The organism is Ruegeria sp. C10, assembly GCF_056537805.1.
Genome location: NZ_JBQFSC010000005.1, coordinates 164,450 through 190,351, shown reverse-complemented (window position 1 = coordinate 190,351; position 25,902 = coordinate 164,450). Strand labels below are relative to the sequence as shown.

General features: G+C 57.7%; 22 protein-coding genes. 15 read left to right on the top strand and 7 right to left on the bottom strand.

The genetic code is table 11. The features are described from left to right. Positions 1-26: 26 nt before the first annotated feature. Together ggt and ACR0DE_RS19275 are read left to right on the top strand one after the other, a co-directional pair. The gene (ggt, locus tag ACR0DE_RS19280) at positions 27-1,778 is read left to right on the top strand and encodes a gamma-glutamyltransferase (RefSeq protein WP_480754845.1); all 1,752 of its coding nucleotides are present in this window, start codon (positions 27-29) and stop codon (positions 1,776-1,778) included. 86 nt (positions 1,779-1,864) lie between these two features. Next, positions 1,865-3,070, top strand: a complete 1,206-nt coding sequence (locus ACR0DE_RS19275; RefSeq protein ID WP_170407966.1) for an MFS transporter — start codon at positions 1,865-1,867, stop codon at positions 3,068-3,070. Between the two features lie 59 nt (positions 3,071-3,129). On the opposite strand, the gene ACR0DE_RS19270 is transcribed toward ACR0DE_RS19275, so the two are convergent. Continuing rightward, positions 3,130-4,605 carry an NAD-dependent succinate-semialdehyde dehydrogenase gene (locus ACR0DE_RS19270; RefSeq protein WP_480754843.1) on the bottom strand — a complete coding sequence of 492 codons (1,476 nt, stop codon included), beginning with the start codon at positions 4,603-4,605 and terminating at the stop codon, positions 3,130-3,132. A 2-nt stretch (positions 4,606-4,607) separates the two neighbouring features. Next, a complete protein-coding gene (locus tag ACR0DE_RS19265) occupies positions 4,608-5,885 on the bottom strand; it encodes a 4-aminobutyrate--2-oxoglutarate transaminase (protein ID WP_170397954.1) in 1,278 nt (425 codons plus the stop codon). A gap of 149 nt (positions 5,886-6,034) precedes the next feature. Between ACR0DE_RS19265 and ACR0DE_RS19260 the strand changes: the two genes are divergently transcribed. The 12 genes from ACR0DE_RS19260 to ACR0DE_RS19205 all read left to right on the top strand — a co-directional run bounded on the left by ACR0DE_RS19260 (position 6,035) and on the right by ACR0DE_RS19205 (position 19,383). Further along, entirely contained in the window at positions 6,035-6,601 is a 567-nt protein-coding gene (locus ACR0DE_RS19260; RefSeq protein ID WP_170425413.1) for a cupin domain-containing protein, read from the top strand. 137 nt (positions 6,602-6,738) lie between these two features. Then, complete coding sequence (locus ACR0DE_RS19255) at positions 6,739-7,212, top strand: VOC family protein (protein ID WP_170397960.1); 474 nt, start codon at positions 6,739-6,741, stop codon at positions 7,210-7,212. After that, on the top strand, positions 7,209-7,559 hold the full coding sequence (locus ACR0DE_RS19250) for a hypothetical protein (RefSeq protein ID WP_170397963.1): 351 nt from the start codon (positions 7,209-7,211) through the stop codon (positions 7,557-7,559). Before ACR0DE_RS19255 ends, ACR0DE_RS19250 begins: the two co-directional genes overlap by 4 nt. A gap of 130 nt (positions 7,560-7,689) precedes the next feature. After that, the gene (locus tag ACR0DE_RS19245; RefSeq protein ID WP_170425418.1) at positions 7,690-8,658 is read left to right on the top strand and encodes a carbon-nitrogen hydrolase family protein; all 969 of its coding nucleotides are present in this window, start codon (positions 7,690-7,692) and stop codon (positions 8,656-8,658) included. A gap of 42 nt (positions 8,659-8,700) precedes the next feature. After that, on the top strand, positions 8,701-11,433 hold the full coding sequence (locus ACR0DE_RS19240) for an aminotransferase class I/II-fold pyridoxal phosphate-dependent enzyme (protein ID WP_170625378.1): 2,733 nt from the start codon (positions 8,701-8,703) through the stop codon (positions 11,431-11,433). A gap of 22 nt (positions 11,434-11,455) precedes the next feature. Then, positions 11,456-12,904 (top strand): biotin carboxylase, encoded by a 1,449-nt coding sequence (locus tag ACR0DE_RS19235; protein ID WP_170625379.1) that lies wholly within the window; start codon positions 11,456-11,458, stop codon positions 12,902-12,904. An 8-nt stretch (positions 12,905-12,912) separates the two neighbouring features. Next, complete coding sequence (locus ACR0DE_RS19230; protein WP_480754841.1) at positions 12,913-13,902, top strand: C45 family autoproteolytic acyltransferase/hydolase; 990 nt, start codon at positions 12,913-12,915, stop codon at positions 13,900-13,902. A 138-nt stretch (positions 13,903-14,040) separates the two neighbouring features. Continuing rightward, the gene (locus ACR0DE_RS19225; RefSeq protein ID WP_480754839.1) at positions 14,041-15,525 is read left to right on the top strand and encodes an ArnT family glycosyltransferase; all 1,485 of its coding nucleotides are present in this window, start codon (positions 14,041-14,043) and stop codon (positions 15,523-15,525) included. A gap of 141 nt (positions 15,526-15,666) precedes the next feature. Beyond that, positions 15,667-16,428: a glycosyltransferase family 2 protein gene (locus ACR0DE_RS19220; protein WP_170407982.1), complete on the top strand. Its 762-nt coding sequence runs from the start codon at positions 15,667-15,669 to the stop codon at positions 16,426-16,428. Then, positions 16,425-16,724, top strand: coding sequence for a lipid-A-disaccharide synthase N-terminal domain-containing protein (locus tag ACR0DE_RS19215; protein WP_039542759.1), 300 nt, complete (start codon positions 16,425-16,427; stop codon positions 16,722-16,724). Before ACR0DE_RS19220 ends, ACR0DE_RS19215 begins: the two co-directional genes overlap by 4 nt. 175 nt (positions 16,725-16,899) lie before the next feature. After that, positions 16,900-17,535: a GNAT family N-acetyltransferase gene (locus ACR0DE_RS19210; RefSeq protein WP_480754837.1), complete on the top strand. Its 636-nt coding sequence runs from the start codon at positions 16,900-16,902 to the stop codon at positions 17,533-17,535. Between the two features lie 78 nt (positions 17,536-17,613). Then, positions 17,614-19,383 carry an adenylate/guanylate cyclase domain-containing protein gene (locus tag ACR0DE_RS19205; RefSeq protein ID WP_170407986.1) on the top strand — a complete coding sequence of 590 codons (1,770 nt, stop codon included), beginning with the start codon at positions 17,614-17,616 and terminating at the stop codon, positions 19,381-19,383. A gap of 27 nt (positions 19,384-19,410) precedes the next feature. Here ACR0DE_RS19205 and ACR0DE_RS19200 read toward each other — a convergent pair whose 3' ends face one another. Then, positions 19,411-19,788 carry a winged helix-turn-helix transcriptional regulator gene (locus ACR0DE_RS19200; protein ID WP_170397987.1) on the bottom strand — a complete coding sequence of 126 codons (378 nt, stop codon included), beginning with the start codon at positions 19,786-19,788 and terminating at the stop codon, positions 19,411-19,413. A 181-nt stretch (positions 19,789-19,969) separates the two neighbouring features. On the opposite strand from ACR0DE_RS19200, the gene ACR0DE_RS19195 reads away from it, so the two are divergent. Continuing rightward, complete coding sequence (locus ACR0DE_RS19195; RefSeq protein ID WP_480754835.1) at positions 19,970-20,734, top strand: nuclear transport factor 2 family protein; 765 nt, start codon at positions 19,970-19,972, stop codon at positions 20,732-20,734. A 101-nt stretch (positions 20,735-20,835) separates the two neighbouring features. On the opposite strand, the gene ACR0DE_RS19190 is transcribed toward ACR0DE_RS19195, so the two are convergent. The 4 genes from ACR0DE_RS19190 to ACR0DE_RS19175 form a co-directional block, all read right to left on the bottom strand. Continuing rightward, entirely contained in the window at positions 20,836-21,756 is a 921-nt protein-coding gene (locus ACR0DE_RS19190; RefSeq protein WP_170397991.1) for a pentapeptide repeat-containing protein, read from the bottom strand. Between the two features lie 137 nt (positions 21,757-21,893). After that, positions 21,894-23,204 (bottom strand): gluzincin family metallopeptidase, encoded by a 1,311-nt coding sequence (locus tag ACR0DE_RS19185; protein WP_170397993.1) that lies wholly within the window; start codon positions 23,202-23,204, stop codon positions 21,894-21,896. 12 nt (positions 23,205-23,216) lie between these two features. Further along, complete coding sequence (locus ACR0DE_RS19180; protein WP_480754833.1) at positions 23,217-24,554, bottom strand: TfuA-like protein; 1,338 nt, start codon at positions 24,552-24,554, stop codon at positions 23,217-23,219. Then, positions 24,551-25,777 carry a YcaO-like family protein gene (locus ACR0DE_RS19175; RefSeq protein ID WP_480754831.1) on the bottom strand — a complete coding sequence of 409 codons (1,227 nt, stop codon included), beginning with the start codon at positions 25,775-25,777 and terminating at the stop codon, positions 24,551-24,553. Before ACR0DE_RS19175 ends, ACR0DE_RS19180 begins: the two co-directional genes overlap by 4 nt. Between the last annotated feature and the right edge of the window lie 125 nt (positions 25,778-25,902).

Below are 25,902 nucleotides of genomic sequence, written 5' to 3'. Positions count from 1 at the left end.
TCGCAGATCCTTACCGGGAGATTTCTATGATGAAGACATTCACGAAAACCGGCGCCGTTCTGGCGTTGGGTGTTGTCGCTTGCGCGGCCAATGCGCAGGACCCTGCGCCGGAATATGGCTATGGTTGGGAGGACAAAAACTCGGTGACTGGCACCGAGTTCATGGTCTCGGCCGCCAATCCCATTGCTGCCAAAGCCGGATATGATGTGCTGGCCGCAGGTGGCACAGCCGCAGATGCGATGATTGCCGTGCAGCTGATGCTCAATCTGGTTGAACCGCAATCATCGGGCATCGGCGGTGGTGCGTTCATGCTGTATTGGGATGCGTCGGCTAAAACTCTGACCACCTTTGATGCGCGTGAAAAAGCCCCTGCGAAAGCCACGCCTGAACGGTTTCTGTTACCGGACGGTGAAAAGATGCCGTGGCCCGAAGCTGTTGTAGGCGGACAATCTGTTGGCGTTCCGGGCATTCTGCGCCTGATGGAAGTGACCCATAACCTCTATGGCAAGAAAGACTGGGCCTCGCTGTTCCAGTCTACCATCGATCAGGCCGAGCAGGGGTTTGAGGTTTCGCCCCGCATGGCAAACTCGATCCAAAGCACGATTGAACGTGAGCGCTCAGTCGGTGTGTTCCCGGCGGGCAAAGCGTATTTCTTCAACGAAGATGACACGCCGCTGCAGGCTGGAACCTTACTACGGAACCCCGAGTTTGCCGAAACCCTGCGCATTCTGGCCGATCAGGGCGCAGGCGCCTTCTATAGCGGCCCCATCGCCGAAGATATCGTGGCGGCAGTGGATGCCACATCCAAGGTGGAAAACAACATCACGCTTGAAGATCTGGCCGACTACCGCGTCAAAATCCGCCCCGCCGTCTGCGCCGATTATCGCGGCTACGATGTCTGCGGAATGGGTCCGCCCACCTCGGGTGGTCTGACCGTGGGCCAGATTCTGGGGATCCTCAGCAACTTCGACCTCGAAGGCACCGGTTGGAACGCCGAGATGGCGCATCTCTATGCCGAGGCCGCCAAGCTGGCCTATGCCGACCGCGCGCTTTACATGGCCGACGGCGATTTTATCGATGTACCGGTCAAGGGTCTGCTGGACGCGGACTATCTAAAGCTGCGCTCGGAGATGATCGACCCTGCTGCAGCCAGCGAGAAGCGTCAGGCAGGTGAGCCGCCACGTGATCACACCGCCCTGTTTGCGCCCTCGCAAAACCCGGGTCGTCCCGGCACCAGCCATATCGTGATCCGAGATCAGTACGGCAACGCGCTGTCGATGACGACCACTATTGAGACCGCCTTTGGCAGCCGGGTTTTTGTGCGGGGTTTCCTGCTGAACAACGAACTCACCGATTTCGACCGCGCACCAAAGGATGGCGACCGTCTGGTGGCCAACCGCGTTGAGGGTGGCAAACGCCCGCGCAGTTCGATGTCACCAACTATCGTGATGAAGGATGGTGAGCCCTATCTGCTGATCGGTTCACCCGGTGGTAGCCGCATCATCAACTATGTGGCCAAAACGATCATTGCGATCCTGGATTGGGAAATGGACCCGCAGGATGCCATCGAAACCGGGCATTTCGTGCATCGCAACGGGTCTGCGATGGATCTTGAGCAGGGAACATCCGCTGCCGAATTCGCAGATGCTCTGACCGCCAAAGGTCATGAGGTGAAAGAAGTCGATCTCAACAGCGGGTTGCATGCCATCCTGATCAAGGACGGGCAGTTGATCGGCGCTGCTGATCCTCGTCGCGAAGGCGTGGCATTGGGCCAATAAACATGAACTGGAAAAGGGCTGCTGGACAATTGTACCACACAGCCCTTTTCTCTTGCTTTAACAGCGTACTCGTCCGATAGGGCGGTATGTTCAAAAGCCGCGCAATAACCTTCATTCTGATCACACTGATGATCGATGCCATCGGTATTGGCATCGTGTTCCCGATCATGCCCGATCTGATGGATCGCGTCGGTGCGGGCAATACCGGACAAGGGGCCTTTTGGGGTGGGCTGCTGATGGCCGCCTATGCCGGGGCGCTGTTCCTGTGCGGACCCATTGTCGGCAGCATTTCAGATGCGGTCGGGCGCAGGCCGATCCTGATCGCAGCACTGACCATGTTGGCGCTGGATTATGTGATTATGGCGCTGGCCGAAACATTCTGGCTGCTTCTTCTGGGACGAACGCTCGCGGGGCTTGCGGGGGCGACCTATATTACCGCAACGGCTTACATCGCTGACATATCCTCACCGACTGAGAAGGCGGCGAATTTCGGTCTGATCGGGGCGGCCTTCGGGATTGGGTTTGTGCTTGGCCCGGCCATCGGCGGCATCGCTGCCGGGATCAGCATTACTGCGCCGTTCTGGATCGCTGCGGTCTTGTCCGCCGCCAACGCCCTGTTCGGAGTCTTCGTCCTGCCCGAGAGCCTGAAACCAGAAAAGCGCCGCCCCTTTGGCAAGCGCGACCTGAACCCGTTCAAATCGATCTTTGACGCCTTCCGCTTTCCGGGGCTGGCAGTGCCGCTGCTGTGCATTTTCATCTTTGAATTTGCCAACATGGTCTACCCCACCCTCTGGGCCTTCTGGATACGAGAGGTGTTTGGCTGGTCCACGCTGTATATCGGCCTGTCGCTGGCCGCATACGGCGTGCTGTTGGCCTTCGTCCAAGCCGGACTGATGCCGGTCTTCATTCGCTGGATCGGCGATTACCGAACCCTGCTGCTGGGGATGGTATCGGCATTGGTCGGAATGATCGGCTTTGGGTTTACCGTAACGGTTACGGCCCTTGTCATCTTTATTCTGCTTGCCGCGCTGTCCGACCTCGTGCCTGCCTTGATCACGGCTATGGCCTCGAACCAGGCGGACGAAGACCGGCAGGGCGTGGTGCAGGGAGTCATCGCGTCACTGTCTTCTGTCGCTGCGGTTCTGTCGCCTTTGGTGATGACCGGCATCTTTCAGGCGTCGGTCGATGGCGAAGGCACTTATCTGCCCGGCGCACCGTTCTTTTTCTCGGCGGCTCTGGTCTTGGTGATGATGCCGTTGGTGTTCCGTCTGCGCGGGCACGCATCGGTCTGAAACGAAAAACGCACCCGCAGCGGACTGCGAGTGCGTTGAATTTTCGAGGCACGAGGCGCTTACTGAATTTCACCCATGCAGAGATACTTCATCTCAAGGAAATCCTCGATCCCGTATTTCGAACCCTCACGGCCTAGACCGGATTGTTTGACACCGCCGAACGGGGCGACTTCGGTCGAGATCAGGCCAGTGTTGATGCCCACCATGCCCGATTCCAGCGCCTCGGCCACACGCCAGACGCGCGCCAGATCGCGGCTGTAGAAATACGAGGCCAGGCCGAACTCGCTGTCATTGGCCATGTTGACGACGTCGTCTTCTTCCTCGAATTTGAACAGCGGAGCGACGGGGCCGAAGGTTTCGTCCTTTGCCACAACCATGTCGCGGGTTACGCCAGTCAGAACGGTGGGTTCAAAGAATGTCCCACCCAGTTCCGAGCGCTTGCCGCCCAGCGTTACAGTCGCCCCTTTGGAAACCGCGTCCGATATATGTTCTTCAACTTTGTCGACCGCCGCCTGATTGATCAGGGGACCTGTGGTGATGCCGTCGCCAAAGCCGTCGCCGACATTCAAAGATTTTGTCTTCTCGGCCAGCTTGGCAGCAAACTCGTCATAGACGCCCGCCTGCACATAGATGCGGTTGGCACAGACGCAGGTCTGGCCATTGTTGCGGAACTTCGCGATCATCGCGCCATCCACGGCGGCATCCACATCGGCATCGTCAAAGACGATGAATGGTGCGTTACCGCCCAGTTCCAGCGACATCTTCTTGATGGTGCCCGCCGCCTGACGCATCAGGATCTGTCCTACACGGGTCGAGCCGGTGAAGGTGATCTTGGCGACCTTGTCATTGGTGCAAAGCTCATTACCAACGCCCGAGCTGTCTGTGCCCGGGATCACGTTGAACACGCCCGCTGGTATACCCGCACGTTCACCCAAAACCGCCATCGCCGTCGCCGACAGCGGCGTCAACGTCGCTGGGCGCGCCACAAAAGTACAGCCCACGGCCAGCGCCGGGCCAACTTTGCGCGCGATCATCGCGTTGGGGAAATTCCAAGGCGTGATTGATCCCACTACGCCCACGGGCTGCTTCAGCACCACGATGCGCTTGTCGCGCTGGTGGCCGGGGATGACGTCGCCGTAAACACGCTTGGCCTCTTCCGAGAACCACTCGATAAAGGACGCGCCATATAGGATTTCACCGCGCGCCTCGGGCCAGGGTTTACCCATCTCGGCGGTCAGGATGGTTGCCAGATCGTCTGCGTTTTCGACCATCAGGTCGAACCATTTGCGCAGAATGGCGGCGCGTTCCTTGCCAGTCTGAGCAGCCCATTCCTTCTTCGCAGCGTAAGCTGCATCAATGGTCTGTGTTGTGCCTTCGATGCTGACATCTGTCACATTGGCGATCAGATCACCGGTTGCAGGGTTGTAGACAGGGAACGTTGCCTCACCTTCGACCCATTCACCGTTGATATAGGCGCGGGGTTCCAGAAGGCTGGGATCTTTCAGCTCCAGCTTGGTCACTTTGGTATCCAGCATGTTCAGGCTCCTTTGGCAGCGTCGATCGAGGCTTCGAGGATATCCATGGCCTCGGCGAAGATTTCGTCCTGCACCGTCAACGGCGCGAGGAAACGAATTACGTTCCCATATACGCCACATGTCAGCAGGATCAATCCACGCTTCAATGCCTCGACCCGTATGGCGTTTGCCATATCGGGATTTGGGGCGCTGCCGTCGGTCGTGTTGAACTCGGCCGCAACCATAAGGCCCGGACCACGAATATCTACGATCTCGGGCGTGCGGGAACGGATCGATTCCAGACGCTGTTTCAAGCGCGAGCCCAGCTCATTGGCGCGCGTGCACAGGTCTTCTTCCTCGATCACATCCATCACAGCATGGGCGGCGGCGATCCCCAGCGGGTTGCCGCCATAGGTTCCGCCCAAACCACCCGGGTGCGCGGCGTCCATCAGCTCGGCACGACCGGTGACGGCGGCCAGCGGCAGACCACCGGCCAGACCTTTGGCCATGGTGGTGATATCAGCAGAGACGTCATAAGCGTCCATCGCGAACAGGTTGCCAGTGCGCGCAAAGCCGGTCTGTACCTCATCGGCAATCAGAACGATGCCATGTTCGTCGCAAAGCGCGCGCAGACCACGCATCAACTCAGCCGGAGCGGGGTAGAAGCCACCTTCGCCCTGGACCGGTTCGATGATGATCGCGGCCACCCGGCCCGGATCGAGATCGGCCTTGAACAGTTTAGTCAAAGCACCCAGCGAATCTTCGGTCGAGGTGCCATGCAGATCGATCGGGAACGGGACGTGATAGGTATCGGGCATCATCGCGCCGAAGCCCGCTTTATAGGGCTGAACCTTGCCGGTCAGCGACATGCCCATGAAGGTGCGGCCGTGAAAAGCGCCGCCAAAGGCCACTACAGCCGGGCGGCCAGTGGCAGCACGCGCGATCTTGACGGCATTCTCGACCGCCTCGGCACCTGTAGTGACAAAGACGGTTTTCTTGGTGAAGTCGCCAGGCACCTTCTCGTTCAGGCGCTCGGCCAGGCGGATGTAGTTCTCATAAGGCAGAACCTGATGGCAGGTATGGGTGAAGTTCGCGGCCTGTTTCTGAACAGCCTCCATCACCTTGGGGTGGCAATGCCCGGTGTTCACAACGGCGATGCCTGCGGCGAAATCAATATAGCGTTTGCCTTCGACATCCCAGACCTCGGAATTCACGGCACGGTCCACATAGACTTGCGTTTGCATCCCCACGCCTTGCGCGATCGAGGTATTCCGGCGTTCAGCAATCTGAGCGTTCAGCATCTTGCGTCCTTTCCCGTTTCCGGGCGCGGTGCCCGTATGTTTGACTGCGCGACTGTAGTATCTGCGCCTGCAAGCGAAAGCCTGTTTCTTGTGATTCATAAGCCATTGATTTACCGTCCCGGCAGGATCAAGTGTTGCGGATACTGAACATGAAGAACACCAGCCAAGAGGATTTGACCCTCGGATTGCGCCTGCGAACCTTGCGAGAGCGTGCAGGCTTATCTCAGCGGGCGCTGGCCAAGAAGTCGGATGTGCCGAACTCAACCATCTCACTGATCGAGTCGGGCAAGATGAATCCATCGGTTGGTGCGTTACGGCGTATTCTGCAAGGCATACCGATTGGCATGTCCGATTTCTTTTCCTTCGAAATCGAACCTGAGCAGACCGTGTTTTACGCCTCAGAAGAACTTACTGAGATCGGAAAGGGTGGGCTGTCTCTGCGGCAGGTAGGATCAAACCTTCATGGTCGCGCTATGATGATCTTGCAGGAAACTTACGAGTTAGGGGCTGACACCGGTCGCGTGATGTACGGGCATGAGGCGGAAGAGGGCGGTATTGTCATCTCGGGTCGGGTGGAGGTGACCGTGGGCGATAAGCGCAAGGTACTGGGACCAGGCGATGCTTATTATTTCGACAGTCGCACCCCGCACCGGTTCAGGCAGGTCGGCCCCGAAGTTTGCCGGGTCATCAGCGCCTGTACTCCGCCTACATTCTAAGCATCACGGCAGAAATTTTAGCACTATGCATCATAGTGTTGCAGTATCTCCTGGTTTGATCCACAGTATGATGCATAGTGCGGGAAATTCCTGCAGATAATCCAGGGTGTCCGCCGCCCAATTCAGAGAGTACCGGAATGAAAAAGAAACCTGCCACTCTGCCACGTGGCTATCGCACCTGCACCGCATCGCTTGCCGTCGCCGACGTCGATGCCGCGCTAACTTTCTACGAAAGCGCCTTTGATGCGAAGATACAGGCCTATGATGCGGATGAGGCCCCCGGCTTTGCCTCGATCAAGATCGGCAACTCGATGCTGTTTGTCACCGCCGGATGGGGTGCGCACGGCCCCGCCATTCCGGGCACAGTCACTCCGATTGGGCATCATATGTATGTCGAAGATGTGGACACTGCCCTTGCAGTCGCGTTGGAAAGCGGTGCCAGCCTGATCGCTGAGGCGGCGGACACCTATTGGGGTGAACGCTGCGCCACGATTGCCGATCCGTTCGGTCATGTCTGGACGTTGGCGACCCGCGTCGAAAACCTGAAGCCAGCGGATATCAGTGAACGGCGAAAAGCGCTGCTGGACGCGGCGCAGATCGAGGCTGCATGAACGACGCCCCCCTTCCCACATTCACGATCCGTCAAAACGATCTGGCCATTCTCGCGGCTGAGGGTCGCATCGGCGACTATCCGGTCGCCGTTCGCACGGCGCGTGAGGTGATCAGCGGCGGCTTTGCCAACCACTCGGCGCATCCCAATACTTGGACTGTATACTTTCTGGTCGATGGCCAATGGGCGCTGGTCGAATCCACGCGCGGGCTGCGGCGGGAGTGGTCCAGCCTTGATCGGCTTGAGAAATGGCTGCGCAGTTGCGGATTCCGGTTCTTCTGGGTTCGCAACGACATCGATTTTGTGGAACCGCAGGCAGAAGATACCGCCGAGGAAGCCGCAGTATGAGGGCAGTCGCCTCGGAAAACCATAGCCTGAGGACAGCAGGCTTGCGTGACCACACGGTTTTATGTTCCGATGAAGAACGCCGGATCAAATCGGCGGTCGCAATCGGCAAGAAAATGAGAAGAAACGAAAAATGACCCCTTTTGCGATAACCGGAATCCAGATGCATGTCGGTGCGTTGCAGTCGAATGTCGACGCGATGCTGCACCGGATCGACATTATGATGGCACGGTTCCCCTGGACCCAGATGGCCCTGTTCAGCGAACTGGCGCCTCATGGTCCGCTCGACCGGTTTGCCCAGCCCTTTCCCAATGACGACCTGTCGCGCTTTCAGGATGCCGCTCGGCGTTATGGGATCTGGCTGATCCCCGGTTCGATGTTCGAAAAGCACGAAGATGGACGGATTTTCAACACCTCGGTGGTGATCAACCCCGAAGGTGAGATCGTCTCAAAATACTCCAAGATGTTCCCGTTCAAGCCTTATGAACAGAACATAGCATCGGGTACCGAATTCTGCATCTTTGATGTGCCGGATGTGGGCCGGTTTGGCCTGTCGATCTGCTACGACATCTGGTTCCCCGAAACCACCCGCCACCTGACTAGCCAAGGGGTCGAGGTTCTTCTGCACCCGGTTCTGACCGGCACAACCGACCGCGAGGCCGAGCTGTCGATCGCCAAGGCGACCGCTGCGCAGTTCCAATGCTACGTGTTTGACGTGAACGGGCTGGCCGCCGGGGGCGTGGGCCGCTCACTGGTCGTTGATCCCTCGGCCACCGTGCTGCACCAGTCTGCGGGACAGGAGGATATCTTCCCTATCGAGATCGATCTTGATCAGGTCCGCCGCCAACGCGAGGTCGGACTGAAAGGTCTGGGGCAGGTTCTCAAAAGCTTCCGCGACCGCGAGGCGGAGTTCCCGGTCTATGACCGTTCCAGCGGGGCGGATGCCTATCTGCACACGCTCGGCCCGCTGCGCATTCCGCAGAAAGGCGACGTTGCGGGCGTCGCTGCATCCGACCCCAGAACGGCGCTGGGATATACTGAAGACGCCGCGACCAAGCCCGACAATCTGTATCTCTACAAAGGACGCTCTGGCACAGACTGATACCGGCCCAGCTTTTCGGTATCGGCAGAAAGGAAAAATTTCATGCACGGCATTTCCGATAGCGAAAAGCTCCACACCATCTCGGACTACTACAGCGCCTCGCAACTGAGGGCAGACCGATGGAGCGCGCTGCGGGAAACGGCCGAGTCCCTGGATCAGGGCGGTAACGAAAAAGATCGGGACCGGGCACGGCAGTTGCTGCAGGCGCTGGCCCCGATCGAGATGTATTTCGCTTTTCCGGGCGGATCGGCGTTCGACTATCTGCGTCGTTTGCTGGACCATGGTAACTTTGGCGATTTCTCTACCGCCGTGCGCCGGGTGTCGCGGGCGCTGACCTCAGGGGCCTATCGTCGCCGCTCGATCCCGTTGATCGCGGATGAGACCGAGGTTGATGAGTTTGAGGACGAGTCCACCCAAAGCCATGAAGCCCGCGCGCTGGGCCGCCCATATTTCGAGGTGATGATCGTTGACAAGGTCAACGAACATCAGGAACGGTTCCTGCAAACCAGCCTGCAACGGATGCGCCGCAGCGAAGATCCGTTTATTTATGAAACCGTTGTCGTTCCCAGTGTCGAGGATGCGCTGATCGGGGTTCTGTTCAACCAGAATGTACAGGCGGTCATTGTTCGCCCGGGCCTTAGCCTGAAGTCCAAGAACGAAACCAATGTTTTGGGCCGCTATATCAGCCTCTATGGCGAGGGCGCCGATCTTGATGCGCTGTCCCCTTCGGAATACGGCCCTGAAACCTGCCGCAGGATCGGCATGCTGCGCCCCGAGCTGGACGCTTATCTAATCACCGACCGTTCGGCGGAAGATATTGCCGGTCTCGATCTGGGCCTGTGCCGGCGGGTCTTCTACAATCAGGAAGACTTTCTGGAATTACACCTGAACATCCTGCGCGGGGTGCAGCGGCGCTATAAGACACCGTTCTTCACGGCGCTCAAGGAATACTCAAAACAGCCCACGGGCGTGTTCCACGCGATGCCGATCAGCCGGGGTAAATCGATTAGTCGCAGCCACTGGATTCAGGACATGGGGGCGTTCTACGGATCAAATATCTTCATGGCGGAAACTTCGGCCACGTCTGGCGGGCTGGATTCTCTGCTGGAACCCAAAGGTCCGATAAAAGAGGCGCAGGAGGCTGCCGCCCGCGCATTCGGCTCTAAACAGACGTTTTTTGCCACGAATGGCACCTCGACCTGCAACAAGATCGTGGTGCAGGCGCTGGTACGGCCCGGAGACATCGTGCTGATCGACCGCGATTGCCACAAATCGCACCACTACGGCATGGTGCTGGCCGGGGCGAGCGTCGTCTATATGGACAGCTATCCGCTGCACGATTACTCGATGTATGGCGCGGTGCCGATCCGAGAGATCAAGCACAAGCTTTTGACCCTGAAGGCCGAAGGCAAGCTGGATCAGGTTCGTATGGTGCTGCTGACCAACTGCACATTCGACGGCATCGTCTACAACGTGCAGCGGGTGATGCAGGAATGTCTGGCGATCAAAAAGGACCTTGTGTTCCTGTGGGATGAGGCGTGGTTCGGTTACGCGCGCTTTGCCCCAAATTCGCGCGTACGTACTGCGATGCGATCAGCCAATATCCTGCGCGAACAATTCCGCACCCCAGAACATGCCGAGGCTTATGCCAACCAGCAGGAGGAACTGAAGGGCGCGGATGATGAAACCCTTCTGAACACCCGCCTGATCGCTCCGCCCGATGCACGCGTTAGGGTCTATGCCACACAATCAACGCATAAAACGCTGACTGCGCTGCGGCAGGGTTCGATGATCCACGTCAATGACCAGCAGTTCAAAGGTGCGGTCGAAGAGGCGTTTCACGAGGCCTATATGACCCACACCTCGACCTCTCCCAATTATCAGATCATCGCCTCGCTGGATGTTGGGCGCAGACAGGTCGAGATCGAAGGGTACGAGTTCGTCCAGCGGCAGGTCGAAAGCGCGATGGCAATCCGCCGGGCCGTGACGACCCATCCGCTGCTCAGGAAGTATTTCAAGCTGGTCACGGCGGGCGACATGATCCCCGAGCAATATCGCGAAAGCGGCATGACCAGCTATTTCGATCCCGATCAGGGCTGGGCCGATGTTTGGGATTGCTGGGCCAAAGACGAGTTTGTTCTGGATGCCACGCGTATCACCCTGCATGTGGGCGCGACCGGCTGGGATGGGGATACGTTCAAGACCAAGATCCTGATGGATAAATACGGCATCCAGATCAACAAAACCTCGCGTAATACCGTGTTGTTCATGACCAATATCGGCACCACGCGCAGCTCGGTCGCCTATCTTATCGAGGTGCTGGTCGAGATCGCCAAGGAACTCGACGATCTGATGGACGATGCCTCGAAGATGGAAAAACGGGCCTTTGAAAAGCGCGTCAGGAATCTGAGCGAACACGTCCCACCTCTGCCCGATTTTAGTCGGTTCCACGATGCGTTCCGCTGTGAGGCAGGTACCGAAGCTGGTGACATTCGCACGGCGTTTTTTCTGTCCTATGACGAAGACAATTGCGACTACGTCGAGCCCGACAAGGAGATGTTGGAACGGCTCGAAGCCGGGGAAGAGATGGTCTCGGCCACCTTCGTGATTCCCTATCCGCCGGGTTTTCCCATTTTGGTACCGGGGCAGGTGATCAGCCCTGAAATTCTCAAATTCATGCAGGAACTGGACGTGTCAGAGATCCACGGATTCCGTGCCGATCTGGGCCTGCGCATTTTTACCGAAGACGCTTTGAAATCAGTAAAGAACCCCTAAGGGGTCAGGGAGGACAACAATCATGCCAAAGAAGGTGCTGAAAAACATCTCGGAAATTCGCCGGTATTTCCACACCAACAAGGACCCGATCTATTTTGTATCGGCGACCAATTTCAACCTGTTGGGGCTGGATGAATGGGTGATGAACTTCACCTATATCTGCTACATGGATTGCTTTGACGGGCGACATCCGAACGTGTTTGTGCCTTCGGAAATGCCGCATGATGAGTTTCAGTCCATCGAAGACATCAACAATTATCTGCTGCAGCACAAAGAGGTCATCGACCTGGTCAAGCGGCGCGGTGGCAAGCCCAAGTTTGTCTTCCTGATGTTCGACGAGACGACCGAGAAGCTGGTCAAGGAGCTGGGCGGTCAGCTGTGGTTCCCCAAAGCCAAGCTGCGCACCAAATGTGACAACAAGATCGAAACTGTCCGTATCGGCAATAAGGCGGGTGTGCCTTCGGTGCCCAACACGCTGAGCGTTGTCAAAAGCTATGATCACCTGAAAAAGATCTGCGAAAAGGCCGGATTGGGGAATGATCTGGTGCTACAATCCGCCTTCGGCGACAGTGGCCATACGACGTTTTTCATCAAGTCCGAGGCCGATTTCAACAAGCACAAAGACGAGATCGTCGGCGAAGGCGAGATCAAGATCATGAAGCGGATCGACTGTCGCGGGGCGGCGATCGAGGCTTGTGCGACCTCGGAGGGTACCATCGTTGGCCCGCTGATGACTGAGCTTGTGGGCTTCAAGGAACTCACGCCTTATCGCGGCGGCTGGTGCGGGAATGAGATTTTCTCAACCGCCTTTCCACCGAAAGCACGTGAACAGGCGCGGCAATTGACCTTCCAATTCGGGGAAGAGCTGCGCAAATCAGGCTATCGCGGCTATTTCGAACTCGACTTCCTGATCGATAAGAAAACCGACGAACTGTGGTTGGGCGAATTGAACCCCCGTATCACTGGCGCCAGCTCGATGACCAACCACGCGGCCTTTGCGCACGCTGATGCGCCACTGTTTCTGTTCCATCTACTTGAGTTTTCAAAGAAGCCCTTCGAGCTGGATGTCGAGGAACTGAATGCCCGCTGGGCGGATCCGGACATGATCGACAGCTGGTCGCAAATGGTAATCAAACACACCGATGACAGTGTCGACCGGATCACGCAGGCCCCACAATCGGGCATCTACAAGATGCTGGAAGATGGCCGCGTCGTGTTCGACCGGTTCGACTATCACCGCCGCGCGGTGGGCGAGAACGAAGCGTTCTTCCTGCGTATCTCGAATGTCGGTGATTACCGCTATGAGGGCGCTGATTTGGGTATCCTCGTGACTCGCGGGCGGTCAATGACCAAGGGCTTTAAACTGACGGACAAATCGAAGAAGTGGATTCATGGGATCACTTCGGCTTATACGGCTGAACCGCTGCCCGCGGCACAGCCGATGGAAGACCCCGCGTTCAAAATTATGTAGAAAGCCCTATGGCGCTTGTTTTTCGCTCAATCGACGAGGAACAGCCCGGTCCCAAGCTGGCCGGGCTGTTTGCCGAATACTGGCCCGCCTACCGCAAATGGTGGGCGCAAGAGGGGTATTCGGCCCGCCCCACCTATCGCGAATGTCTACGCGCCCTGCAAAAACACATGCCCGAGATTTTGCCGCTGTACGAAGAGATCGTCGAACTGGTCGGCGGCAGCGACAGCCAGGCACGGTTTCTCAGCTTTTACTGCCCGCCGAAATATCTTTCGGGCTGCAGCCAGGCGATTTGGCGTGGCAAAACACCGTTTCTGGTGCGCAATTACGACTACCATCCAAAAACCTTTGACGCCGCTCTGCTGAAAACCCAATGGGGTGGGCGCGGGGTCATCGGGATGAGCGACGGCGTTCTGGGTCTGCTTGATGGCATCAACGATGCCGGTCTGACGGTCTCGCTCACCTTTGGCGGGCGGCGCGAGGTCGGCGACGGCTTTGGCGTGCCGCTGATCCTGCGCTATGTCCTTCAAACCTGCGAGACAACGGCCGAGGCGGTCGACTGCCTGTGCCGCATCCCCTGCCACATGAGCTATAACGTCACCGTTCTGGATGCCAAGTATAACCACAGCACGGTTTATCTAGCCCCAGACCGGCACCCGCAAATCTCGGACCAGCCGGTCGCGACCAACCATCAGGGCCATGTCGAATGGTCCACGCATGCGCGCTTTACGGCCACCGTGGAACGCGAAAGATTCTTGCTCAACCGTCTCAACCAGCACCCGGAAAGCGAGAAGCGGTTTATCGATGCGTTCCTGCGTCCGCCGCTTTATTCAACGGCTTTCAGATCAGGTTTCGGCACGCTCTATACTGCGGTCTATCGGCCTGCGAAGAAGCAGTTGCAACTGCTTTGGCCCGGTGCCAGCTGGGACTTGTCCTTCGATGGCTTCAAAGAGGGTGAGCTGAGCCTGATGTTGCCCGACGAGGCCGAGCCTGCAGTCTGACAAGCGCGGTCGCCCTTCTAAACTTCTTGCTCTTGGACGGGCGACGCAATAATGGGAGCGCGACGCGCGGCAGTTTCAAACAAGGCCCGGCGGGATCAACACCACATATTTCTATGACGCGATAGGACCACGGAAAGCATGACCGGTACCTCCCCAAATTGGCTAAGATTGCTTCCTTACTTCGTCACCGCATTGGTGATGGTCCTGGTCTGGTCCTGGTATCTGACTGATCTGGGTGTTGGGAATATCTATCACTACGATGAATTCTACACTTATGACCGCAGTACAGGCTTTGCGCGCAATGGGGACTGGCTGGCGGTTTATTCCAACAACGAACCTAGCCTAAAAAAACCGCCCATGCAGTATTGGATGTCTGCACTGCTGATGGAGTTTGGCGTATCTGATATTCTGGCCTTGCGCCTGCCGTCGATGATCTTTGCGCTGGGCGCGCTGATGGCAACGGCCGTACTGGCGCGGGTGATGATCCCGGACAGCCCCTGGGCCATGCTGCCTTCGGTCCTGCTGGTGGCCACGTCGCTTCAGTTCTGGAAACACGCCACATCCGCGATGCTTGATACCGGTGCGGTTTTCTTTTCGACCCTTGGAATTGCAGCCCTGCTGGCAGCATTGGAAAAGCCGAAATACTGGCCTTATTTCGGCGTAACTCTGGTGTTGGCCGCTTTGCAGAAAAGCCCAACCCCGCTGGCCTTTCTGGCGCTGGCACTAGTGACGCTGAAGTTGACCAACAGATGGCAGACGGAACCGTTCAGCGAGATCTGGCAGAACAGAACGTTTCGCCGGACGCTCAAGATTGCGATCCCGCTGGCCTTCGCCTGGCCGATCCTGCAAGAGCTTCGGTTCCTCTTTGGCGACTCGCTTGATGGCAACATCAAAGGCGAGATGCTGGATCGTTTTCGCCCATCGCTCAGCGATCGCGGCTTCGGGAAGCTCTATGATCTGATCATCTCGGGCGAGCCGTGGTTGCGGCTGCTGGGTTTTGTCGGCATCTGCGCTCTGCCATTTCTGCAAAAGCGGCCCAGACTTCTTGCTGCAACAGGGATAGCCGCGTTCTTCATTATCATGATGTGGGCCGCAGCCGGCAAGGTTTATGCACGCTACACCCTGCTGATCCTGCCGATGCTGATGGTCGCGGCAACCGGTTTGTTGTTTTCGGTCAAGCGCCTGCACTGGGCCGGGATGGTGGCCGCGCTGGGTCTGGTCTTTGTTGCAGGCGGCCTGTTCTATGACCGCGATGCCACCGATCTGGGCAAGGGTCGCGTGCGTTTGGGCGTGCCCGAGGCCGAGATTCTGACCCCTTTGGGTGCAATGCTGCAACCGGATGAAACCCTGCTGCTCTGCGCCTATGACCGCAAGTTGCGCGTACCGCCCGGGGCCGCATCGGTCTTTGCTTCCAACGGTAGGCGCTTTGTCTATCTCAGACGGCTGGAGCTGCACAAATACCTCGACAGGTTCGGCTATACCACCGGCCCGCTGCGAGGGCTCTGTTCGGAGGGTGAGTTGTCTGAGCTGGCACCTGACCTGATCGGGCTCGAGACGCAGCCAACTGCGGTTGACGGTTTGGTCTATTGGTCAGCAACCGGTGTCACGCCCGCCCCTGAATAGGAGACACGGTGCAATCCGCCCCATCGCTGAACAATGCCCCAACAAGTTGCGCAGATGTTGGCCTGCGATGCGGTGGCCACTTGAATTTTCGCCGTTGATCCCGCAAAAGCCCTGAGACTGAAACAAGTAAAGCTATCCACTATGCATGCTGATCATGATGCCAACGCTGACAATCGACCCACTGTGTCGATCGTGATTCCCATGCATAACGAACAGGGGGCTGTTCCTGGTCTTATCCAGGGCATCTGCACTGCTGCGACCGAATTGCCCGCGTTCGAGATTGTCGCGGTTGATGACGGATCGACCGATGGCACTTTTGCGGCGCTGCAACAGATGCAGAAAGACTGTCCGCAACTGCGCATCCTGCAGCACAAAACGGCCGGTGGCCAAAGTGCTGCCGTGCATTCCGGCGTCAAGGAAGCACGCGCGGATATCTGCTGTACGCTGGATGGCGACGGACAGAACCCGCCGGAAGAGCTGCCAAAGATTTGGGCGCCGCTGGTGTCGGGTGGTGATGCCTCGATTGGCCTGGTGGCGGGGCAACGGGTTGGCCGGCAAGACACTGCGTCAAAGAAGCTTGCCTCGCGCTTTGCCAATGCACTGCGGGGCTGGATGCTGAAAGACGGCACCCGCGACACCGGCTGCGGTTTCAAAGCGTTCCGACGGCAGGCTTTCCTTGATCTGCCCTTTTTCAATCATATGCACCGTTATCTGCCCGCCCTGTTTAAGGCCTATGGCTGGAATATCGCGCTGGTGGATGTGGCGCATCAGCAGCGTTTGTCGGGCGAATCCAAATACACCAATTTCGGGCGGGCCATGGTCGGCATCTGGGATCTGTTCGGCGTCGTCTGGCTGACCCGCCGCGCCAAATCCGTTTCCGCAACCGAGGCGTCCCGGTCATGAAAGAAACCATTCTGGAAATCCTGCACGTCGACAGCCCGACCGAGGCGCTCTGGGTCTTTATCGGTCTGGCCGGTCAGCTGATGTTCAGCGCCCGGTTTATCGTGCAATGGATCACGTCCGAGCGCGCCAAGAAATCCGTCATCCCGATGGCGTTCTGGTACCTTTCGATCGGCGGCGGGCTTATCCTGCTGAGCTATGCGATCTATCGCCGTGACCCGGTCTTTATTCTGGGTCAGTCGATGGGCCTGTCCATCTACCTGCGCAACATCTTCCTTATTCGCGCTGAAAACCGCTGATTGATCGTAACGCTTCTTTACGACCTGCCACCCATTACAAGTTTGTCGGCTGCACCCGTTCAGCGGGTAGCGGCCTACGGCCGCGTTGTGTGAACAACCTCTTATTGTTTCTGAAATTTTCGTGCTAGTATCCCGCGAATAGATTTTCAGAATTGTACTCGGAGGATATTTTCTCTTGCCCGATAGCTCATCCCGGTTGTTCAGATTGCGCCCTCTGGAAAAGGCGGATCTGGGAACAGTTGCGCGCTGGTTTCAGGATATCCATGACCTGGCACTGTTCGATCGAACGTCGCGCATTCCTCAGAACCTGGTACAGACCGAACAATATTGGGAAGACGCGATAAACGCCTCAAAGGACTGCTGCAAATGCTGGTTCGCTATCGAATCTGACAGTGGTGATCTGGTGGGGGTGACCGGGCTTGAAGCAATTTCCAGCGTCAACAGGGATGCGGTGGTTCCGGTTTTTGTCGACAAATCCATCCGTCGACATGGCGTGGCGGTGCGTTCGGTTGCGCTGATGCTGGATTTCGCATTCCGGCAATTGGGGCTGAATCGTATCACTTCGTATTACCGGGCCGACAATCACAGCAGCCGCGATCTGATCCAGCGAATCGGCTGCAAGATCGAGGGCACGATGCGTCAAGCCTGGTTCGCGGATGGGCAGTTCCATGACATGGTTGTCGTCGGCATGTTGCAGCAGGACTGGATCGCGCGTCGAGAGGTGCTCGCGCAGGAGTTAGGCACCCAAACAGTGGTCAGTTTTGATGCCTCTGGGTGGTCTTGGCCCCCCGATTCCGGTGCAGATACCTAAAATGTTACGTATTCTGAGTCATTTTTTGCTAAAACAGTCCTGTCGGATTCGACATGACAACACAATTGAGTATTGCCAGTGAACACGACCGGTTCGGACGCATCAATAAAACAGAAACTAGGCGCGGTGCTTTTTGCCGACGTTGTCGGCTATTCCCGCCTGATGAGCGAGAACGAGATGGATACGTATAACGCGTTGAAGTCTTTGCTTTCGCAGCTTGAATCGGCTTGCTCAAAGTATCAGGGCAAAATCATCGAAGTGCGCGGTGACGGCATCCTTGCTTTATTCGACACGGCGACCAGTGCAGTAGAGTTCAGCATCGAACTGCATCGGATCGCTGCGGAACATAATCAAGCGCGCGATGATGAGCACAACATCAAATTCCGCGCTGGCGTTCACATGGGCGAAGTTCTGATGGACGAACGCGGCATCCATGGTGACAACGTCAATATCGCTGCCCGCCTGCAGGAGATTGCCGAGCCAGAACGGGTTTATGTCAGCGCAGCCGTCTATGAACAGATCCGCAACCGCCTGCGCTATGGCTATGAATTCCTTGGTCCCAAGCAGCTCAAGAACATCATGTCTCCGGTCGCGACCTATTGTGTCCGAACCGAGGTCGAGGGTGCAACAATGGCCGCAACCCTACGTCCTGAGATGCAGCTGGAAGTGCTTGAAAGGCCCGATAACCCGTCGGTTGCGGTGCTGCCCTTTACCAGCCAAGGCGGGGATGAAGATGACAGCTGGGTCGCCGAAGGGCTGACCGACGACATCATCATGAACCTGTCCAAATTCCGGAACCTGTTCATCATTGCCCGGAATTCCTCGTTCTTCTTCAAGACCCAGTCGATGTCGCCGCAGGAGGCCGCTCGGCGTCTGAACGTGCGCTATATCGCGCGCGGCAGTGTGCGCCGCTCGTCCAGTCGTATCCGGATCACGGCCGAGCTAATCGACGCCAACACCGAACGCACCATCTGGGGTGAACGGTTCGACCGTAAGCTCGATGATATCTTCGACATCCTGGATGAGGTGACCGAGTGCATCGTTGCCGCCACTGCAGTCATGATCGAGTCGCATGAAAAGCTGCGCATGGTGCAGGCAATCCCGTCAGATCTGCGGGCTTATGGTTCGGTTCTGCAGGGGCAGCACCATATTTTCAAATACACCCGCAACGACAACCGCAAGGCGCAGCATTGCTACGAATCCGCGCTTGAGCGCGACGGCGGCTATGCTCGGGCTGCAGCAGCCCTGTCACGCACGCTCAACATCGATTGGCGCTATTCATGGACCGAAGACCCAAACAGCGCGCTGGACAAGGCGCTGTCGCTGGCTCAGCGTGCGGTGGAGCTTGACCCCACAGACGCGCGCGGGTTTGGAGAGCTGGGCTATGTGCAGCTTTATCGCAAAGAGCATGACTCGGCGATCGAATCCTACAAACGCGCCCTGCAGCTTAACCCCAACGATGCGGACATGCATTCGGACTACGCCGATGCGCTGGCCCATTGGGGCGACAACGAAACCGCCATCAAACATCTGCAGCAGGCGATGCGCCTGAACCCCTATTTCCCCGATCAGTACCTGTGGCATCTGGGCGGGGCCTATTACAATCTCAAACGCTATGACGACGTGATCTCATGCGTGAACAAGATGAATAACCCGACCGAAGGGCAGCGCGTGCTGGCCGCCAGTTATGCCCATAAGGGCGAGTTGGAAATGGCCCGCCAAATCGCAGACAAACACCGCGCAGCGCATCCCAATTTCTCATTGTCGCGCTGGGCCAAGGTTCAGCCAGACCGCCTGTCCGACGACACGCAGCATTTTGTCGAGGGGCTCAAAAAGGCCGGGTTCTGAGCTGCTGCCCGATCTCGCCTATAAAAATCAACTCGCCTGTTCGCGGTCGAACTGCATGCGTAGTCGCCTGACTTCATCCATCTGCTCATGCGACCAGAAGACGAGCGGTTTCAGCATTTCAAGCAGGCTTCGGCCTAAAGGTGTCAATTCATAAGACACTGCCACTGGCGGTCCGGGATCGACGGTGCGGGTCAAATAGCCATCACGTTGCAATCCGCGCAGGTTTTCGGTCAACACACTTTGTGTGATGTCTCCGATACAGCGCTTGAGATCGCCAAAGCGTTTCGGCTCATCCTCCAGCGCAAGGATGATGATCATCCGCCATTTGCCCGTCACATTGGACAGTACGGAACGGATTGAGCAGTTGGAAGCTTCTGCCTTGTTGGCAACACCAATTGGTAGCATCTCAGTCTCTGGTATTATTTCGAAACTTAATCGCACAATAGCGTCACCTTAGCTTCGGTACAACTCCCTGAAAATTCAGGCAGTAGCCTCAAGCATACCAGGTCATTTTAAAGTACGTAATTGAAATGTAGTATGGATTTGCTACCACGTATCCAGTAGATACGAATCACAGGAAATCAACATGTCCCCCAAAGAACTTGTAATCGCACTTTTTACGGCTGCCTTTGCTGAACATGATCCGGAGGCAGCGCTACAGCTCGTTACCCCGGACTATATTCAGCACAACCCGCAAATCCCGACCGGAGCCGAAGGCCTGGCCGGCCTGATCCCTTTGGTCGAACAATCCGGGATGACTGCAACTACCCACCGGGTCTTCGCCGAGGGCGATATGGTTGTATTGCACAGCACGTTCGACAACGCGGACGCTTTTGGTGCACCGACCCTCGCCGCCTTTGACATATTCCGCGTCGAGAATGGCAAAGTTGCTGAACATTGGGACAATTTGCAGCCCGTTCCCGAAACAACAGTGTCGGGCCGTGGCATGACAGATGGGCCGACCGAGATCACCAATCTTGAGAAAACAGAAGAAAACAAGGCGCTGGTTCTGGGGTTTGTGCGTGACGTTCTGGGCGGTGCCGCGCCCGAGAAAGCTCCGATGTATTCCGAGGTCTATATGCAGCACAATCCAATGCTTGCCGATGGGATCGATGGCCTGATCGAGGGCACCAAAGCCTGGGCAGAGCAGAGGAATGTGATCACCAAATTCGAGCCGCAGATTGTGGTGGCCGAAGGCAACTTTGTCTTTGTCGCCTCAGATGCCACCGTCAGCGGGAACCCTTGGGCCTTCTTCGACCTATGGCGAGTCGAAGATGGAAAGATCGTTGAACATTGGGACGTCGTTTCGCCTACGCCAGCCGAAATGGCGCACGAAAACGGCAAGTTCTGATCTTCGAAAGGGATGGCGGGTCAGGCATAAATGGCCCGCCAACCCAAAGCAGACGTCGGAATAAAACCAAACGTCAATAGGTCAGGATCATTTCAGCCTTCTTATTCACCACGCGCCTTTGCGCCGCTGACTTTGGCACCTGACACCTTAGCACCGGACACCTTGGCCCCGCTGACCTTCGCGCCCGAGACCTTGGCCCCGCTCACCTTGGCGCCCGAGACCTTGGCTCCGGACATCATCGGTGCGTCATATTCAAAATAGACGTCCAGCAGCACGTCTTCGATCTGACCGGCTGCGATATCCATGCGGATGGTGTAATCGGCCTGATCGTAGTTCCAGACGCGGATGTCATTGGCCATCTGGTAATCCGCTGCCGCGACGCCCGAAACCGAGGGGTTCATCGGCGCGCGTGCGGCCTGTTGCGTGGTGTCCGGCGCGTTAGCGTCATTGCTGGTCTGCAGCTTGAAGCCATGGGGCAGGTTGCCACCCGTCGCGCTCTCGCCTTCGCCATGCACCAGAAAGATCGTGGGTTCCGGCATCTCGTAATAGGTGCCGTCATAGGCGAAGCCGTAAATCCGGGCCAGTCGTGCATCGCCTCCGAACTGGTCCCCGATGAAATTATTGACGCCACGACCCCTCCGGCGGCCATCCTGTTCGATGAACAGCTGCTCCGAGTGACGGTTGGCGATCTGCTGCCAGTGGGTATGTTTGAACTGACGTCCACGACGGATGTAGACAAACGAGTCGTGCGGAACCTTCTTCCGCTTGTCGAACTTGAACTTGTCGCCGTCCTTGATGACCTTGTAGATGCCGGACTTTTCGTTTGCCGCATCCCCGACCTGGACCAGAACACGATCGTCTTCCCGGACATGTACGCCGTCGATTTTGGTGAATTTCTTACTGAAGTCGTAGTCTTCCTCAACCTCTTCGGCCAACCGGACCGAGCGTTGTTTCAGTTTTAAATCACTTAACTCTCGCCCAAACAGTAATACCTCGGAAAAACTGAGTAAGGACTCAGACATATCACTTTCTCCCTATCGGGGGTCGACGCTGCCGATTGCCTCGCCTGTCCCGGTTTGCGCATTCAGTGCGCGTTGAATGTCACTATTATCACCCCGTGCGCGTAACCTGCCACAATAGCGGGGGAAAAACAAAGACTTTAAGGTTCATTCACCTCGGGTGACAGCGTACGAACCGACGCGGCATGGCTCGTGCCGTCGGGCTTGGTCAAACGGGGGCCGGGCGCTGTCAATCCGATGTGGCGCATGCGGAAATTGCCTTCGATAATCTGCCGGAATGCGCCGCCGGTGACCTCGTGATCGACCATGACCAAGGCGCGTTCAACGCCGAAGTAGCTCAGCATATCGGGGTCCAGTTTCTCCCACGCATCTGCAAGATAGGACCCCAGCAAATCACGCGCTTCGATCAGGGCGACCCGAAAGCCTTCGGGGTCGGCTGCGTAATGTTCGTCGAACAGGTCCTGCATGATCGCATTGTATTCGTCGGTTCCTTCCAACTCGTCCGAGAGCTCCTCCATCTCCGGGTCGATCACGTCATGTGCTACCAGTCGTTCGTGGTAGATATCGACCAGAATATCGAACATCGCCCCGGTCAGTGGTTCCGAAAGGGCGTGTTCGCTGGACCATCCATGCGAGAATTCAGAAAGCGTCCGGTCATTGGCGGCGATCCGAATTTGCGAGTTCTGCGACAGCTCGGCAAAGCGGCTCAGCCGGTTATAGGTATAAAGGTTGCCGCGCGTGTTTTTCAGCAATTCATCCACGACTGAGCCGAAATGCAGCGACGCCAACAACGCCACCATATCGGCCGCCGATTCATGGAACCCGTAATACTCGCCGGTCGCATCCTCTTCGGACGGCATGCCGACCACGCTGTAGATGATGGCATGGCCGATCTCATGCGCGACCACATCGAAGTTCAGGCTGTAGGGGCGGTATTCGTCACCGATATCGCGGGTGCCACCTGTTTCCAGAAATCCCCAGCCGATATGCGCGTTATCTAGACTTGGCAGCAACGATAGCTCAAGCCGCTCGAAATCACGCGCGAAATGCCAGGGGATCGGGCGATTAAAATAGCCCTCCCACACATCCATGGTGAAATGGGCCGCTCCGAACAGATGGGCGGCTTCAAAGGCCGGGTCCTCGGGATCGATATGGATGAAATTGCCAAACTCATCGGGCTCGGGCGGCGGCAGGATATAGCCGTCCCAGGCGGGCAGATACATCTCGGGGCCGTCTTCACCCTCGATCATCGCGCCATAGGGGGTCGTTTTGTCGACCGGGTACATCGCATACATGCGGGGGCCCGATGGGCCTGGGCCTATGGTCCCTTGCGGGGCCGATATTTCGACCAGTTCGGGCTTGGAATTCGGCTCTAAAAAGGGCGATTGCGGATATAGTAAGAACCGCGTGCCGGGGGGGTCATTCTCTGAATAGTCGGGCCAGATTGCCAATTTTCCCTCCCGTTATCCGCCGGCGTGCAGACCGGCTGCCAATCCGGGCTCTTGGTCAACCGGATCGCCACCAGCTTGGCAAAACATGAACTCGGCAGAAATCAAATCAACCAAGGCATCGCGCCCCTCAAGGCCAAGCCCGATCGCGTAGGAGTCAAGATCATCCGGCACCCTCTGGTCAAGACGTGTTTCAAAATACCAGACCAAGGCACGCGTTCGAATTGCGGCGTTGCTCGGGTCCAGCGGCAGCGCCGCTTTGCGCTGGGCCCGGTCGCGCAACGCGCTGTAGTCGCCCGAGCGTCGAAGCTCGGCTAGCAAAGCGGCATCCATTGTCTCGGCCAGCGTTTGGATTGCGATATCGACACGGGATTCGTCGGCCAGCATCGCCTCGTACTGCACAAGGGTCAGGTCATTTTCTTCCAGCCATTCAAGCAAATCCGCGTGGCGGGGCAGTCTGGCCTCCAGCCGATGTTCGGTCATTTGCTTGACCACGGCGTTTTTATCCGGCTCCAAACCCTGTCGGCGGGTCTCGTCCTTGGACAGCAAGCCTAACGCTGCGCGATCACGTAGATGCGCGTAGAGAACCGGATCAAGCCGCAGCTCATCCACTAGCGCCCGCGCCTCGCTATCCTGTTGTGCGGCTTCCCCATCCACACGGGCGCAGAGGTCACGCCAGACCAGCGTCCGTTCGGTGCGATGTGCGTCTGACACATTCGTTCCAGCATTCAGAAAGTGGGCCATCTCAGCCAGCATCGCGCGGGCGTCATCCCCTTTCGCATCCACCTGCCCCTCGGGCAACCATCGTAGAAAGGGTTGCGGGTCCGAAGCGCCCTCAAGGATGCGATCCCAAACCCGGTCACGGTAGTGCAGGTCTTTCGCCTTTTGCTGCAACGCGTCGCCCGTCTCAGACGACAACACACCCGCTGTCTTGGCTTGCGCAATGGTGGCGCGGATCGAGACCATAGGCTCGCTCAGCGGTGGAAAGCCAAGCTCGGCAGGGCCGTGCAGCACCGCTACCTCGTCATCATCTTCGATGGCACCATTCAGGTAACCCTCAAAAATCTGGCCGATCCCGATCATCCCGAAATCCGCCAGCTCTGCCGCGCGCAGCGCACCCATGCTGGCACTACCAAAGACCGGTATACCTTGCTCCAAGGCCCACAGGATTTCCTTGTGCCAGACCGAGGGCACCCCGTCGAAATACCCGTCTATAATCCCGATCGCACGCGGCTTTTCCCGCACTGCCCGATACACATCGCCCTGCTGAACCGGGGGTAGAATAGTGGCGTTCAGATGTTCGCGCACGGCTTCGGCCCGTAGCGTCGGCCCGACAAAAACAACCACACTCATGACATCACCGCTCGCGCACGGGGGCCTGCGACAAAGTCGGGATCGTCATGGGGCGCTTCCAAGCCCGGTATCACCGCGCGCACCACTGCGATGTCAATTTCGGGTCGCGACAGATCAACAGTGACCACCTGATCTATGCCTGCCTCGGACAGGCGCGCCAGCAACAAAGACAGGTCATCCGTGAACGATCCGGTAACGTAAGTTGGGCATTCGGTGAAATCACCGATGGGCGCCGAGCCATCGATCAGTTCGCGGATGTATCCGCTGCGCCAGTTCCGGGCAGTGTCCGAGAACTCTTCCGGGTCAAGATCATCCCGCGCCCCTGAGATATAGGTCAGCCGTGTTTGCGCCGCTTCGGTCAGCGCCCGCAGTAGGGCAATGGCGCGATCCGGGTGGCAGCCGTCGCCGATGCCGATATGGCCCGTCGTGCCTCCGCCCTCACATATCGCGCAGCGAAAGCTGGCGATGCCTATGTCCGAGGTCGTGTCCCAGATTCCCAAATCCAGCCCCGCCGCAGAAATCTGTTCCATCGCCTGAAGGCAACGCGGGTCGTCCACTGTACGGGGATCAATACGCGGGGTTGTGCCCCGGTGGTGCCACAGCGTTGTGGCGTCACGCTCGATCAACTCGCAGATCGCGTGGCAACTGGCTTCGGTCAGGTTGTTGCCGGACGCCAGCCCGTTTGTCGTTCGCGGAAACGCCCGCTGCCCAGCCACGGGCGAGGTGGTATAATCGGAGTCCACCATCTCATACGGCACCCAGCAGGGCTGGCCCGAGGGCAGATCGCGCCCCAGCACCCACAGTATCGCCTGATGAGGGTCGAACTGCCCGCCGGTGACGCTGGGCAGACGGTCGGCATCGATCACATACTCCACCGCCAGATCAGCAAAGCTGGACAGCCGTAGCGGCAGTTCGATCCGCTCTGCGTGCCAGGATTCAATCGCTTCCATCACGCCCGAAGCCCGGGCTGCGCTCAGCGACAGCCCCTTGCCCAGCGACACCGCGACCGAGCGCGAGTTTGGCCGCGTCACCATCACTGTCGGCAATCCAACCCGGTCCAGTCCCGTCAGGTTGGCGATCCGGGTTATGCCCATCTGCTTGAGGAATGGTTTGACGATGGCCAGGGTCTCTTCCGGGTCGCGCAGCCGGTGGGTGTCTAGCACATAAGACTTCTGCGAATTCCCGGACATCCAAATGACCTTGCCAAATATCTGATAAACCATCGTAACCCGCCGGGCGGATCATGTCGGCGTCAGGATGCGGGATGAATGCGTAGTGGTCAACCGCGCACCGGCCCGGCAATCCACGCTTGCATGACCCGCGCGCTGCCGTTAAACGAGCTTCCGCA

What these genes read in the sequence shown, in the direction of transcription:
- ACR0DE_RS19230 (WP_480754841.1), top strand. Translation starts at nt 12,913, where the DNA reads ATGGCGCTTGTTTTTCGCTCAATCGACGAGGAACAGCCCGGTCCCAAG.
- ACR0DE_RS19200 (WP_170397987.1), bottom strand. Translation starts at nt 19,788, where the DNA reads ATGCTACCAATTGGTGTTGCCAACAAGGCAGAAGCTTCCAACTGCTCA.
- ACR0DE_RS19195 (WP_480754835.1), top strand. Translation starts at nt 19,970, where the DNA reads ATGTCCCCCAAAGAACTTGTAATCGCACTTTTTACGGCTGCCTTTGCT.
- ACR0DE_RS19175 (WP_480754831.1), bottom strand. Translation starts at nt 25,777, where the DNA reads ATGGTTTATCAGATATTTGGCAAGGTCATTTGGATGTCCGGGAATTCG.
- ACR0DE_RS19215 (WP_039542759.1), top strand. Translation starts at nt 16,425, where the DNA reads ATGAAAGAAACCATTCTGGAAATCCTGCACGTCGACAGCCCGACCGAG.
- ACR0DE_RS19240 (WP_170625378.1), top strand. Translation starts at nt 8,701, where the DNA reads ATGCACGGCATTTCCGATAGCGAAAAGCTCCACACCATCTCGGACTAC.
- ACR0DE_RS19245 (WP_170425418.1), top strand. Translation starts at nt 7,690, where the DNA reads ATGACCCCTTTTGCGATAACCGGAATCCAGATGCATGTCGGTGCGTTG.
- ACR0DE_RS19255 (WP_170397960.1), top strand. Translation starts at nt 6,739, where the DNA reads ATGAAAAAGAAACCTGCCACTCTGCCACGTGGCTATCGCACCTGCACC.
- ACR0DE_RS19275 (WP_170407966.1), top strand. Translation starts at nt 1,865, where the DNA reads ATGTTCAAAAGCCGCGCAATAACCTTCATTCTGATCACACTGATGATC.
- ACR0DE_RS19180 (WP_480754833.1), bottom strand. Translation starts at nt 24,554, where the DNA reads ATGAGTGTGGTTGTTTTTGTCGGGCCGACGCTACGGGCCGAAGCCGTG.
- ACR0DE_RS19190 (WP_170397991.1), bottom strand. Translation starts at nt 21,756, where the DNA reads ATGTCTGAGTCCTTACTCAGTTTTTCCGAGGTATTACTGTTTGGGCGA.
- ACR0DE_RS19250 (WP_170397963.1), top strand. Translation starts at nt 7,209, where the DNA reads ATGAACGACGCCCCCCTTCCCACATTCACGATCCGTCAAAACGATCTG.
- ACR0DE_RS19265 (WP_170397954.1), bottom strand. Translation starts at nt 5,885, where the DNA reads ATGCTGAACGCTCAGATTGCTGAACGCCGGAATACCTCGATCGCGCAA.
- ACR0DE_RS19270 (WP_480754843.1), bottom strand. Translation starts at nt 4,605, where the DNA reads ATGCTGGATACCAAAGTGACCAAGCTGGAGCTGAAAGATCCCAGCCTT.
- ACR0DE_RS19235 (WP_170625379.1), top strand. Translation starts at nt 11,456, where the DNA reads ATGCCAAAGAAGGTGCTGAAAAACATCTCGGAAATTCGCCGGTATTTC.
- ACR0DE_RS19225 (WP_480754839.1), top strand. Translation starts at nt 14,041, where the DNA reads ATGACCGGTACCTCCCCAAATTGGCTAAGATTGCTTCCTTACTTCGTC.
- ACR0DE_RS19260 (WP_170425413.1), top strand. Translation starts at nt 6,035, where the DNA reads ATGAAGAACACCAGCCAAGAGGATTTGACCCTCGGATTGCGCCTGCGA.
- ggt (WP_480754845.1), top strand. Translation starts at nt 27, where the DNA reads ATGATGAAGACATTCACGAAAACCGGCGCCGTTCTGGCGTTGGGTGTT.
- ACR0DE_RS19220 (WP_170407982.1), top strand. Translation starts at nt 15,667, where the DNA reads ATGCATGCTGATCATGATGCCAACGCTGACAATCGACCCACTGTGTCG.